Annotated in this window: 10 protein-coding genes and 1 pseudogene; 6 read left to right on the plus strand and 5 right to left on the minus strand. The window is 58.7% G+C overall.

Annotated features, from left to right (window positions below; genetic code table 11):
• Both AB4O23_RS08185 and AB4O23_RS08190 read right to left on the minus strand, forming a co-directional pair.
• A complete protein-coding gene (locus tag AB4O23_RS08185; protein ID WP_460069915.1) occupies nt 1-2,814 on the minus strand; it encodes an FAD-binding and (Fe-S)-binding domain-containing protein in 2,814 nt (937 codons plus the stop codon).
• Between the two features lie 70 nt (nt 2,815-2,884).
• Nucleotides 2,885-4,579: a lactate permease LctP family transporter gene (locus AB4O23_RS08190; protein WP_017528809.1), complete on the minus strand. Its 1,695-nt coding sequence runs from the start codon at nt 4,577-4,579 to the stop codon at nt 2,885-2,887.
• A 249-nt stretch (nt 4,580-4,828) separates the two neighbouring features.
• Between AB4O23_RS08190 and AB4O23_RS08195 the strand changes: the two genes are divergently transcribed.
• Nucleotides 4,829-5,596: an FCD domain-containing protein gene (locus tag AB4O23_RS08195; RefSeq protein ID WP_017528808.1), complete on the plus strand. Its 768-nt coding sequence runs from the start codon at nt 4,829-4,831 to the stop codon at nt 5,594-5,596.
• A 35-nt stretch (nt 5,597-5,631) separates the two neighbouring features.
• Here AB4O23_RS08195 and smpB read toward each other — a convergent pair whose 3' ends face one another.
• Nucleotides 5,632-6,114 carry an SsrA-binding protein SmpB gene (smpB, locus tag AB4O23_RS08200; protein WP_003176160.1) on the minus strand — a complete coding sequence of 161 codons (483 nt, stop codon included), beginning with the start codon at nt 6,112-6,114 and terminating at the stop codon, nt 5,632-5,634.
• 168 nt (nt 6,115-6,282) lie between these two features.
• Between smpB and AB4O23_RS08205 the strand changes: the two genes are divergently transcribed.
• Nucleotides 6,283-6,717 carry a type II toxin-antitoxin system RatA family toxin gene (locus tag AB4O23_RS08205; protein ID WP_017528807.1) on the plus strand — a complete coding sequence of 145 codons (435 nt, stop codon included), beginning with the start codon at nt 6,283-6,285 and terminating at the stop codon, nt 6,715-6,717.
• Nucleotides 6,710-7,012 carry an RnfH family protein gene (locus tag AB4O23_RS08210; protein ID WP_267864373.1) on the plus strand — a complete coding sequence of 101 codons (303 nt, stop codon included), beginning with the start codon at nt 6,710-6,712 and terminating at the stop codon, nt 7,010-7,012. Before AB4O23_RS08205 ends, AB4O23_RS08210 begins: the two co-directional genes overlap by 8 nt.
• 63 nt (nt 7,013-7,075) lie before the next feature.
• Here AB4O23_RS08210 and AB4O23_RS08215 read toward each other — a convergent pair whose 3' ends face one another.
• Nucleotides 7,076-7,603 (minus strand): outer membrane protein assembly factor BamE, encoded by a 528-nt coding sequence (locus AB4O23_RS08215; protein ID WP_017528805.1) that lies wholly within the window; start codon nt 7,601-7,603, stop codon nt 7,076-7,078.
• 98 nt (nt 7,604-7,701) lie between these two features.
• Here AB4O23_RS08215 and fur point away from each other — a divergent pair, with 98 nt between their 5' ends.
• A complete protein-coding gene (gene fur, locus AB4O23_RS08220) occupies nt 7,702-8,106 on the plus strand; it encodes a ferric iron uptake transcriptional regulator (protein WP_003194220.1) in 405 nt (134 codons plus the stop codon).
• A 77-nt stretch (nt 8,107-8,183) separates the two neighbouring features.
• On the opposite strand, the pseudogene recN reads toward fur, so the two are convergent.
• A pseudogene (recN, locus tag AB4O23_RS08225) lies at nt 8,184-9,858 on the minus strand (DNA repair protein RecN).
• 255 nt (nt 9,859-10,113) lie between these two features.
• On the opposite strand from recN, the gene grpE reads away from it, so the two are divergent.
• Nucleotides 10,114-10,674, plus strand: a complete 561-nt coding sequence (gene grpE / locus AB4O23_RS08230) for a nucleotide exchange factor GrpE (protein WP_065876784.1) — start codon at nt 10,114-10,116, stop codon at nt 10,672-10,674.
• A gap of 102 nt (nt 10,675-10,776) precedes the next feature.
• Nucleotides 10,777-12,693: a molecular chaperone DnaK gene (gene dnaK, locus AB4O23_RS08235; protein ID WP_460147254.1), complete on the plus strand. Its 1,917-nt coding sequence runs from the start codon at nt 10,777-10,779 to the stop codon at nt 12,691-12,693.
• Nucleotides 12,694-12,812: the final 119 nt, after the last annotated feature.

A 12,812-nucleotide genomic window follows, 5' to 3' on the forward strand; every position in this document is an offset into this window, starting at 1 on the left:
TTAGTGGAGGGCGCGGGCCTGGGTAACGCGGTCCACGAGGTATACCAACCCGTGGTAGTCGATGCCGCCATGTTGGCTCAGGCCGATTTCGCAGGTGCGGCTGGTGGAGATACCTTCGCTGCAATGTTGCACCGCGTCTTTGAGGGAGCGCAGCGAGTGGGCGTTGAGTTCCGGCGTGGTGAAGCCTTTGTCACCGGCAAAGCCACAGCAGTGGATGCCTTCCGGGATCACTACGGTTTTAGCGCAGCGCCGGGCCAGGTCGATCAATGCCTGGCTCTCGCCAAGGTGCTGGGTGCTGCAGGTGACGTGCACGGCGATTGGCGCATCCTGAGGTGTGAAATCAAGGCGGTCGATCAGGTGCGTGCGGATAAAACGCACGGGGTCGTAGAGGTCCAGCCGCGTTTCGCCGAGGTCTTGCACCAGGCGCAGGGTGCAGGGGCTGGTGTCGCAATAGATGGGGTCAAGGCCACCACGGCTGGCGTGGAGCAGGGCGCCGATCAGTTCCTGGCGTTTGTGTTCGGCCTGTTCGGTGTAGCCTTTGGAGGCGAACGGCTGGCCGCAGCACAGGCTGTCCTGGTTGTCGGGAAGTACCACCTGGTAACCGGCTTTTTCCAGCAGGCCACGGGTTTTGTCGTACAGCGACATTTGCTCTTTATCATCGGCAGCCGGGCCCATGGCACGTGACACGCAAGCCGCGAGGTAGACAACGCGAGGGCGTTCGTCCATCACCGGCGGGCTGAAGCGAATGGCTTTTTCCGGCTGAGGCATGGCGTTGGTCCACTGCGGGATTTGCCCGTTGGACAGTTTGGTCACCTTAGCCGATAGCTTCGCCAGGCGAGGTGCGCCCAGCAGCATGCGTGCGCCATTAGCCACGTGCAGGGTAAAGCGTGCTCCCTGCAATGCGGTGGCGAAATGGGTGGCAAGCCATTCGGCCGTTTTCGTACGGTCGGCGTTACGGCTGCGCAACTTTTTCACCAGATCGCCGGTATTTATTCCCACAGGACAGCGTTGGGCACACAGCCCGGTAGCCGCGCAGGTGTCGATGCCTTGATAGTGGTAGGCCTCTTCCAGTTTTGCGGTATCGATGCCGGCGCGTTTCTTCGCCTGGATATCACGCCAGATCACGATGCGCTGGCGCGGGCTCAAGGTCAGCCCCTTGGATGGGCAGACCGGCTCGCAGAACCCGCACTCGATGCACTTGTCCACCAGTTCATCGGCGGCAGGCAGCGGTTTGAGGTGCTTGAGGTGAATCTGCGGGTCTTCGCTGAGCACCACATCCGGGTTGAGGATGCCGCTGGGGTCGAGCAGGCGCTTGAGCTGCCACATCAACTGGTAAGCCTCGCTGCCCCATTCCAACTCCACGAAAGGCGCCATATTGCGGCCGGTGCCGTGCTCGGCTTTCAATGAGCCGCCGAACTCCACGGCTACCAACTGTGCGACGTCGTCCATGAACGCTTGATAGCGTGCGACTTCTTGCGCGCTGTTGAAGCCTTGGGTGAACACGAAGTGCAGATTGCCTTCCAGGGCGTGTCCGAAAAGGATGGCTTCGTCGTAGTGATGTTTGTCGAACAGCTCGATCAAACGGTTCACGCCGATGGCCAGTTGTTCGACCGGGAAGGTCACGTCTTCGATAATTACCGTGGTGCCGGTTTTGCGCACCGCGCCGACGGCGGGGAAGGTGTCTTTGCGGATTGCCCACAGCCGCGCGTTTTCTGTGGGGTCTTCGGTGAAATCGACCTGTTTCTCAACCGGAAAAACGGCCAGGGACGCCATGATCAGCGCCAGTTGTTCGTGCAGCAGGGAGGGCGACGCAGCGCGGGATTCGATGAGCAGGGCGCAGGCATTTTCCGAAAGGTGCTGTACGAAAGGCGGCATGCCCGGTTTGTCCTGCACCGAGCGCATGCTGCGTCGATCCAATAATTCTACGGCTGAGACTGGTTGGGTTTTCAGAACGGTCACTGCGTTGCAGCAGGTTTCAACGTCCGGAAACACGATTAATGCCGACGCCTTGTTCGGGTGATCGACCACAGTGTCGTAGGTGATGGCGCTGATAAACCCCAAGGTCCCTTCGGAACCTATCAGCAGATGGCTGAGAATATCCAGCGGCTCGTCAAAATCGACCAGGGCGTTGAGTGACAGGCCGGTGGTATTTTTCAGGCGATATTTGTGGCGGATTTTCGCAGCCAGTTCGGCATTTGCCCGCGTCTCGCGCCCCAATGTCGCCAGGCGCTCAAGCAGAGCGCCGTGCTGTTCGCGAAAGGCGCTGACGCTGGCCGCGTCTTCGGTGTCCAGGCGACTGCCGTCGGCCAGCACCAGGCGGATGCCGGCGAGGGTGTGATAGGTGTTTTGAGCGGTACCACAACACATGCCGCTGGCATTGTTGGCGGCGATTCCGCCGATCTTGCAGGCATTGATCGACGCCGGGTCCGGCCCGATCTTGCGCCCGAACGGTGCCAGCCACGCATTGACCTGGGCGCCGATCACGCCGGGCTGCAAGCGGATCTGCGTGCCTTGCCCGCGAATTTCGCGGCCGTTCCAGTTATCCCCCAGCACGATCAGCACCGAGTCGCTTATCGCTTGCCCGGACAGGCTGGTGCCGGCTGCGCGAAAAGTCACCGGCACGCGGTCGCGCTGGGCCAGTTGCAGCAGAGCGACCACTTCGTCTTCCGACTCCACGCGGATAACCAGTTGTGGGATCAGTCGGTAAAAGCTGGCGTCTGTGCCGAATGCGAGGGTGGAAAGCGGGTCGTCAAAGCACCGCTGTTTCGGAATCAGCTGTGCGACGTCAGCAAGGAAAGCGGCAGGCAGGCTCATGGGTCCTCCAGAAGTAGCTGACGCCGGTATAAGGGACCGGCGTCGGTTCTTACCCTATTACGTGCAGGTCTCAGTGCACCAGCATGCCGGTAAACCAGTAGGCCTGGGCCAGCGTGATCAGCCCGACGATCGTGGCGAAAAACAGGCTGTGCTTGAGGGTGAAGCGGAACAGGTCGGATTCTTTGCCGACCAGCCCGGTGGCGGCGCAGGCCACGGCGATTGATTGTGGTGAGATCATTTTGCCGGTCACGCCGCCGCTGGTGTTCGCGGCCACCAGCAGCGTGTCGTTGACGCCGATCTGGTGCGCGGTGGTGGCTTGCAGCGAGCTGAACAAGGCGTTGGAGGATGTGTCGGAGCCTGTCAGGAAAACCCCCAGCCAGCCAAGGAACGGCGAGAAGAACGGGAAGGCTGCGCCGGTGCCGGCCAATACCAAGGCCATGGTCGAGGACATGCCGGAGTAGTTGGTGACAAAGGCGAATGCCAACACCATGCCGATAGACAAGATTGGCCAGCGCAGTTCGTAAAAGGTCTCTTTAAAAGTGGTAAGACCAGTTTTTATGTCGATCTTCAGGACCAGCATTGAGATCAGGGCAGAGAAGAAGATCGCGGTGCCGGTCGCTGAAATCGGGTCCAGCTTGAAGACGGCCGCAACGGCGGTCGGGGCGGTGACGATCGGCGCGACTTTGACCACCAATTGGTCCAGATGTGGGATCGCGAAGTTGAACACCCAGCTGTACATCGACCCGCCGGCGGCGAACATCGCCTTGAACGGTTTGAGGGTCCAGATGGTGACGAGTACGGTGAGGATCAGGAACGGCGACCAGGCTTTGAAGATCTGGCCCAAGCTGTAAGGCGAGGCGACGGTGCTGCGGGGTAAGCCGAAGCCGCCGGCGCTGGCGGTGATCGCTACGCCGGAGGTGGCGCCGGCAATCTGCGCGCCTGCGGTGCGCTTGGGTTGCCAGACTTTCAGGAATAGGGTGAGGGAAATCAGGCTGGCCAGGGCCGAGGTGATGTCCGGCAGTTCGGGGCCGATGAAGTTGGAGGTGAAGTATTGGGTGATAGCAAAGCTCAAGCCTGCCACCAGTGCTGCCGGCCAGGTTTCGCGCACGCCGCGCAGGCCGTCCATCATGAACACTAGCCAGAACGGCACGAACAGTGACAGCAGGGGCAGTTGCCGGCCTGTCATGGCGCCAATCTTGAACGCATCGATGCCGGTCACTTGGCCGGCAACGATGATCGGGATGCCCAGGGCGCCGAAGGCAACGGGCGCGGTGTTGGCAATCAGGCACAGCCCGGCTGCGTACAGCGGGTTGAAACCCAGGCCTACCAGCAATGCGGCGGTGATCGCCACGGGAGCGCCGAAGCCGGCGGCACCTTCGAGGAAGGCCCCGAAGCAGAAGCCGATCAGCAGGACTTGCAGGCGCTGGTCGTCAGTGATCGACAGGACTGAGCTGCGAATGATCTCGAACTGGCCGCTCTTGACGGTGAGTTTGTAGAGGAACACGGCCGCGACGATGATCCACGCGATAGGCCAGAGGCCATAGGCGAAGCCATAACCGGCGGCTGCGAACGCCATGTCCACCGGCATCTGGAAGGCAAAGATTGCGACCAGGATCGACAGCGCGAGCGTGATGCTGCCAGCTACATGGCCTTTGAGGCGGAACACGGCCAGGGCCAGGAAGAAGAATACGATCGGAATGACGGCGGCCAATGCGGACAGGCCGAGGCTGCCGAGTGGGCTGTAGAGCTGTTGCCAGGTTTGCATATGGGGTGGCCCCTGATTGTTGTTGTTTGGTCAGCTTGGATAATTGGTAATACCAATTTACAATCGCTGTCGGCTAGGTTAAAAGCCTTCGGAGGATGTGTCAATTTGCCGCCTGCGAAACTTTGGTCGTAGGTCGCTGCTGGAGGCCTCTGATCGGGTAAAACGAAGGTGTTCTGATAGGTGCTGGAAGTTTGGCGATAGGCCAGAATAGAGGGCCCGGCGAGTGGTCGGGATGGTGGAGAGCGAGTTATGGGGTTTGATCAGGTGCGTCAGCGCCGTTTGTCTGACGATATTGTCGAGCAACTTGAGGGCATGATTCTCGAGGGCACGTTGAAGTCGGGCGAGCGCTTGCCGGCCGAGCGCGCCTTGGCTGAGCGGTTTGGCGTATCGCGCCCATCGTTGCGGGAGGCTATCCAGAAGCTGGCTGCCAAAGGGCTGTTGGTGAGTCGTCAGGGCGGCGGCAATTATGTCGCAGAGTCCCTGGGGTCGACCTTCAGCGATCCGCTGCTGCACTTGCTGGAAAACAACCCTGAAGCGCAGCGCGACCTGCTGGAGTTTCGTCAGACGCTTGAAGCGTCCTGTGCCTATTACGCCGCGTTGCGTGCGACCGAAGTCGATCGCGAGCGGCTGACCGCTGCGTTTGATGCCCTTCAGGATTGCTACACCCGTGTCGACGAAGTGAGCCGGGCCGAGGAGGGGGTGGCGGATGCGAGGTTCCACTTGGCAATTGCCGAGGCCAGCCATAATGCGGTGTTGCTGCACACCATTCGCGGTTTGTTCGACCTGCTCAAGCGTAACGTGGTGACCAACATTGGTGGCATGTACCAGCAGCGTACGGAAACCCGCGACATGCTGATCAGTCAGCACCGGGATTTGTACCTGGCGATTATCGAAGGGCGGGCCGAGCAGGCGCGAGAAGTCTCAACGCGTCATTTGGAGTATGTGCAGGAGGTGTTGGAGGAAGTGCGTCAGGAGGTTCAGCGGGTAGCGCGTGCGGAGCGGCGTAAAGGAATGTAGCCCAGGGGTTACCCAGGGCTACATCGTGGCAACGGCTATTCTTCCTTGCCTTTGTTGCGTACCGCGCGGTGCAGCTCGCGGTTGGAATCGCGCTCGCGCTCGGTATCACGCTTGTCGTATTCCTTCTTGCCCTTGCCCAGGGCGATCTCGCACTTGACCAGATGCTTGCTCCAATACCAGGACAGGCAGATGCAGGCATAGCCCTTCTGCTGTACGGCGGCAGCGAGTTTTTCCAGTTCGCGGGCATTGAGCAATAGCTTGCGCGTGCGCACCGGGTCGGCAATCACGTGGGTGCTCGCGGTGGTCAGCGGGGTGATATGACTGCCGAGCAGCCATGCCTCGCCATCTTTGAGCAGTACGTAGCTGTCGACCAGTTGCAGCTTGCTGGCGCGCAGACTTTTTACTTCCCAGCCGGCCAGGACCAGACCAGCCTCGAAACGATGTTCGATGAAGTAATCGTGTCGCGCCTTTTTATTTTGCGCGATGGTCCCTGTGGGGTGTTTCTTTTGTTTAGCCATAGGGGCGGCATTATAGGGAGTTGCGAGCGTATCGGCTACGGTCAACCTGCGTGCTTGAGCGTGTTGGACGAATCCCGGACAATGCGGGCAGTTCTTTGGTTTTTTTCTCTCGCGAATCGGCCTGTTCTTTCGCGATGTTTGCTGCTCAGCTGTGGAAATAACGCACACATGACGACGCATATTCAACGCTCGGCCCTGCTGCCTTATCCGGCGCAGGCGCTATATGACCTGGTCAACGACGTGGCGCGTTACCCGGAATTCTTGCCGTGGTGCTCCACCGCCGAAGTGTTGGAAGGCAGTGAGGAGCACATGGTCGCCAGTGTCGGGGTGGCCAAGGGTGGCCTTAGCCAGCATTTTGTGACGCGCAATGTGCTGGTGCCGGGCAAGTCCATTGAAATGAATCTGCAGGAAGGGCCATTTACCCAACTGCACGGCGTGTGGGTGTTCAAGGCGCTGACCGACAAGGCTTGCAAGATCAGTCTGGACCTCTCGTTCGATTACGCGGGGCCGATTGTGCGCGCGACGTTGGGGCCTTTGTTCAATCAGGCGGCCAACACCTTGGTCGATGCATTCTGCCAGCGAGCCAAGCAACTGCATGGTTGAGATTGAGGTGGTGTACGCCGCTGTTGATCGTCAGGTTCTGTTGGCGGTTGCGGTGGCGCCGGGAACCAGTCTGCGAGCCGCGGTGCTGGCGTCGGGGATGGCGGCGCAATTTCCTGGAGTGGACCTGGCGGGCTGCCCTTTGGGGGTCTTCGGCAAGGTAGTCGCAGACGCTGATGCGCGCGCTGTGCAAGCGGGGGATCGTATTGAAATCTACCGCCCCTTGCTGGTAGACCCTAAGGAAGTCCGCAGGCTACGTGCGGCCAAGGCGGCGCTGGCCAAGCAGCAGTCTTTATAAAGTCGCCAAACCACAGGCAACAAAAAGCCCGGCATGCCGGGCTTTTTGTTGAGCGCCACGAAGTTACTGCGGGCTGGTGTCCAGAGGCTGAGGCGTCGGGACTGGAACGGTTTCGACCCCGTCGACGTCCTTCTGGATCTTGTCGAGCAAGGACCCAGGCTTGGCCGGTACTTCGGACTTCGGCTTCTCGCTTTCCTGCGCTGGCGCGGTCACGTTGGTCCCGTTGTCCTTGCCGAGCAGGGCTTCGTCACGGCTCACGCCAGGCATGAAGTCGCCGGACAGGCTGACGAGCTGGTCATTGCCATTGAAAATGACGCTGACGCGCTCCTGTTGGCGTTCACCGCCACCAGGCTGGAGGCTATAGAGATAATCCCAGCGATCGGCATGGAAAGTGTCGGTCAGCAGGGGATTGCCCATGATAAACCTTACTTGCCGTCGGGTCATTCCCGGGCGTAACTGGTCTATCATGTCCTGCGTGACGACATTGCCCTGCTGGATGTCGATTTTGTAAACCCCGGGGAATGAACAACCGGCGAGTGCGAGCAGTCCCACAAAGGTGAAACTGGTTAGCAAGAGCTTGGTGTTTTGCATCGGTGGGCGACTTCCACTATCTTGGCTGGGACAACGTAAACGCCGATCATACCCGTATTAAGAGAAGCTGCGAAGCAGCATCCGCGAGAAAGCTAACCATGGTTGAAAATAGCGAACTACGCAAAGCCGGTCTTAAAGTGACTCTGCCACGAGTCAAGATTCTACAAATGCTCGATTCTGCTGAGCAGCGTCACATGAGTGCCGAGGATGTTTACAAGGCGCTGATGGAGTCTAACGAGGATGTCGGCCTGGCCACGGTTTACCGTGTACTGACCCAGTTTGAAGCCGCAGGGCTGGTGGTTCGTCATAATTTCGACGGCGGTCATGCGGTGTTCGAATTGGCTGACGGTGGTCATCACGATCACATGGTTGACCTGGATACCAACGAGGTTATCGAGTTCACCAGCCCCGAAATCGAAGCGCTGCAGCATAAGATTGCTGAAGAGCATGGCTTCGATCTGGTCGACCACAATCTGGTGTTGTACATCCGTAAGAAAAAGTAAAAACGACGCAGAATTGCTCTGCGAAACGATCGAAGGCGACCTTAGGGTCGCCTTCGTGCTTTCTATAGGAGAGGTATTCAGGCCTTGGCGGCTACAACCATTTTTTTGGCGTGAGCCAAAGACTCTTTGGTCAAGTCTATCCCGCCGAGCATTCGCGCCACTTCTTCCACTCGCTCCGACTTGTTCAGCTTGGATACCGCAGTATGTGTCGCATCGCTGCCTCTTACCTTGTGCACAAACAAGTGCTGGTGCCCTTGGGCTGCCACTTGTGGCAGGTGCGTGACCGTAAGCACCTGGCCCCGGTCCCCCAGGCGGCGCAACAGCTGGCCAACAATTTCCGCAGTCGGCCCGCCGATACCGACGTCAACTTCGTCGAATACCAATGTCGGTACCCGTGAGGTTTGCGCGGTAATCACCTGGATCGCCAGGCTGATTCGCGACAGCTCGCCACCAGACGCCACTTTTGCCAGTGCCTTGAGCGGCTGGCCTCGGGTTGGCGCTGACCAGTAGTTCTACCTGTTCCAGTCCGTGGGGCTGCAGCTCATGGCCGGCGTTGGCGCGCAGCTCAATGGTGAAGCGCCCACCCGGCATGCCCAGGCGCTGAATTTCCTGCTCTACGGCGCTGGCCAGGCTTGTGGCGGCCTGTTGGCGCAGGTCGCTCAGTTCCCGGGCTTTCTCTTGATAGTGGCGGGCAAAAGAGGTGAGCTCTTCGCCCAGTCGCTCAATGGATTCGTCATTGGCATTCAACGTCTCGATTTCATCGAGCAGTTTTTGCTGCATCGTTGCCACTTCAGTGGGCTGGATTCGATGTTTGCGCGCCAGGGTATAGATGGTGTCCAGGCGCTCTTCTATTTCTTGCAGGCGCGCCGGGTCGGCATCGAAGTGGTCCAGAAAACGATTCAGTTCGCCCACAGCCTCCTCGACTTGTATTTGCGCACTGGTCAGCAGCGTGGTCGCCTCGCTTAGCGAGCCTGAGGCGCTATTTACGCTGGATAGCCGATTGAGGCTGGCGGTAAGTGCGTTGAGCACATTGCCAGAATCGCTTTCGCTGCATTGCTCCACCACCTGGCGGCAGATACCCAGCAGGGTTTCGGCATTGGTCAGGTTTTTGTGTTCCTGCTCCAGTTGCTCCAGCTCCGTCTCGCCAAGACCCAGGCTTTCCAATTCTTCAAGCTGGTAGCTGAGAAGTTGATGCCGAGCACGTTGTTCATCGCCCGAGTTGGAGAGGCGTTCCAGCTCTTGGCGCGTTTGGCGCCAGCGTTGGGCAGCCAACTGGACTTGGCGCGCAAGGTCAGTGGCGCCTGCGTATTCATCGAGCAGCCGGCGATGGGTATCGGTTTTGAGCAGTGACTGGTGTTCGTGCTGGCTGTGGATGTCGATCAACAACTCGCCCAGGGCTTTCAAATCGCCAAGAGGGCAGGGGGTGCCGTTGATATAGCCGCGGGAGCGCCCTTCGGCGGTGATGACCCGGCGCAGAATGCAGGGGCCTTCATTATTGAGGTCGCGCTCGGTCAGCCAGGTTTCGGCTTCGGGAATGTCTGATAGATCGAAGGTGGCGAGGATGTCGGCCTTTTCTGCACCGGGGCGCACTACGCCACTGTCGGCGCGGTCGCCCAGGGTCAGGCCCAGGGCGTCGAGCATGATCGACTTGCCGGCGCCGGTTTCGCCTGTGATTACGCTCATCCCGCGATCCAGTTCGAGATCCAGATGTTCAACGATGGCGTAGTTATGTACAGACAGGTGCACGAGCATGACGGCCGCTCCCAGGTGTTAGGTCTGGTTATTTATACAGTGTTTTGTCTGGAGCTGACAATCCTCGCGCTTAGCTCGATTCGTTTGATGTGAACGTTTTTTAAGCGCGACGGGGAATGTAAGGAGCAGGAATTGATCCTGGGCACCGGAAAGACTTTTGCTGACGTTCGCGCTCTTGAACCTGGAAATTGTGACCCCATATACCGGAACAGAAGCGCGAGTTGAGCTCGTGCATGATTTTGAAAGGAGAAAACTATGGCTGACGAACAGACGCAGGATACGCAAGCTCCAGACGCCAATTCGGCCGTCGGTGATGAACTGGCAACTCGCGTGCAAGTGCTCGAAGAGCAGTTGGTCGCTGCGCAGGATCAGTCTTTGCGTGTTGCCGCCGATCTGCAGAACGTCCGCCGCCGTGCCGAGCAGGATGTAGAAAAAGCGCACAAGTTCGCGCTGGAGAAATTTGCCAGTGATTTGCTGCCGATCATCGACAGCCTGGAGCGTGGTCTTGAGCTGTCCAACCCGGACGACGAAAACATCCGTCCGATGCGCGAAGGGATCGAGCTGACGCTGAAAATGTTCCAGGACACCCTGAAGCGTTATCAGTTGGAAGCCATCGATCCGCAAGGCGGCGAGCCATTCAATGCTGAGCATCACCAGGCAATGGCCATGCAGGAAAGCCATGACCTTGAGCCAAACAGCGTGTTGAAAGTGTTCCAGAAGGGTTATCTGCTCAACGGCCGCTTGCTGCGCCCGGCGATGGTGGTGGTGAGCAAGGCTCCTGCACCCGTTTCGCCTTCTATTGATGAGCAGGCTTGAAATCTGCCGCAAGGCCCCCATTTATAAGTCAAGCGTTTAAGTGCTACCGCAGTTAGCCACCACTGCTGCGGCAACCAAATTCAAGTTTCGGGAGAGTAAATCATGGGCAAAATCATCGGTATCGACCTGGGGACCACCAACTCCTGCGTCTCCGTCATGGAAAACGGCAAAGCCAAAGTTATCGAAAACGCCGAAGGTGCGCGTACTACGCCGTCGATCATTGCTTACGCCAACGATGGCGAGATCCTCGTTGGTCAGTCGGCCAAGCGTCAGGCTGTCACCAACCCGCACAACACCCTGTACGCGGTAAAGCGTCTGATCGGTCGTAAGTTCGACGAAGAAGTCGTACAAAAAGACATCAAGATGGTGCCGTACAAAATCGCCAAGGCTGACAATGGTGACGCCTGGGTTGAAGTAAACGGCAACAAAATGTCTGCACCGCAGATCTCGGCTGAAGTCTTGAAAAAGATGAAGAAGACAGCCGAAGACTATCTGGGCGAAGCCGTCACCGAGGCGGTGATCACCGTTCCGGCCTATTTTAACGACAGTCAGCGCCAGGCGACCAAAGACGCCGGCCGCATCGCGGGCCTGGACGTAAAACGTATCATCAACGAACCTACCGCGGCTGCTCTGGCCTACGGCATGGATAAGGCCAAGGGCGATCACACAGTGATCGTTTATGACCTGGGTGGCGGTACCTTCGACGTTTCCGTGATCGAGATCGCTGAAGTGGACGGCGAGCACCAGTTCGAAGTGTTGGCCACCAACGGTGACACCTTCCTGGGTGGCGAGGACTTTGACATTCGTCTGATCGACTACCTCGTTGACGAATTCAAGAAAGAAAGCGGCATGAACCTCAAGGGCGACCCGCTGGCGATGCAGCGCCTGAAAGAAGCTGCCGAGAAAGCCAAGATCGAACTGTCTTCCGCTCAGTCGACCGACGTGAACCTGCCGTACATCACTGCAGACGCCACGGGTCCTAAGCACTTGAACGTGAAAATTTCCCGCGCCAAGCTGGAAGCGCTCGTTGAAGACTTGGTGCAGCGCACCATCGAGCCTTGCCGTATCGCACTGAAAGACGCCGGTATCGACGTTGGCTCCATCAATGACGTCATCCTCGTTGGTGGCCAGACTCGTATGCCGCTGGTGCAGCAGAAAGTCACCGAGTTCTTCGGTAAAGAAGCGCGTAAGGATGTGAACCCGGACGAAGCAGTTGCCATGGGTGCTGCCATCCAGGGCGCGGTATTGGCCGGTGACGTGAAAGACGTGCTGCTGCTGGACGTCAGCCCGCTGACCCTGGGTATCGAAACCATGGGCGGCGTGATGACTGCGCTGATCGAGAAAAACACCACGATTCCTACCAAGAAATCCCAGGTGTTCTCGACGGCTGATGACAACCAGGGCGCTGTGACCATCCACGTGCTGCAAGGTGAGCGTAAGCAGGCTGCGCAGAACAAGTCCCTGGGCAAGTTCGACTTGGCCGAGATTCCACCGGCTCCACGTGGCGTGCCGCAAATCGAAGTGACCTTCGACATCGATGCCAACGGCATCCTGCACGTCGGCGCGAAAGACAAGGCGACCGGCAAAGAGCAGAAGATCACCATCAAGGCCAACTCCGGTCTGTCTGATGAAGAAATTCAACAGATGATTCGTGATGCTGAAGCCAACGCCGAAGCGGATGCCAAGTTCGCAGAGCTGGCCGGTGCGCGTAACCAGGGTGATGCGCTTGTTCACTCGACGCGCAAAATGGTTGCGGATGCTGGCGACAAAGTGACCGCTGAAGAGAAGACCGCGATTGAAGCTGCCGTGGTTGCCCTGGAAGCTGCCATCAAGGGCGACGACAAGGCCGCGATCGAGGTCAAGGTCGAGGAGCTGTCGAAAGTCTCCGCGCCGGTTGCCCAAAAGATGTACGCCGAGCAAGGCCAGCCGGCTGAAGGTGCTGCGCAGCAAGCAGAGTCTGAAGCCAAGCATGATGACGTTGTCGATGCTGAGTTTGAAGAAGTCAAAGACCACAAGTAAGTTGGTCGCCCGGTTGACCGCTGTCCAGCGGTGACTGGTAGGATGTCGCCGCGCGGGAGCTTGCTCCCGCGTTGGTGTGTCTGGGGTATGCGAATTTTTACAGCGTGCGACAACGTTCG

Source organism: Pseudomonas sp. H2_A10 (assembly GCF_054680085.1).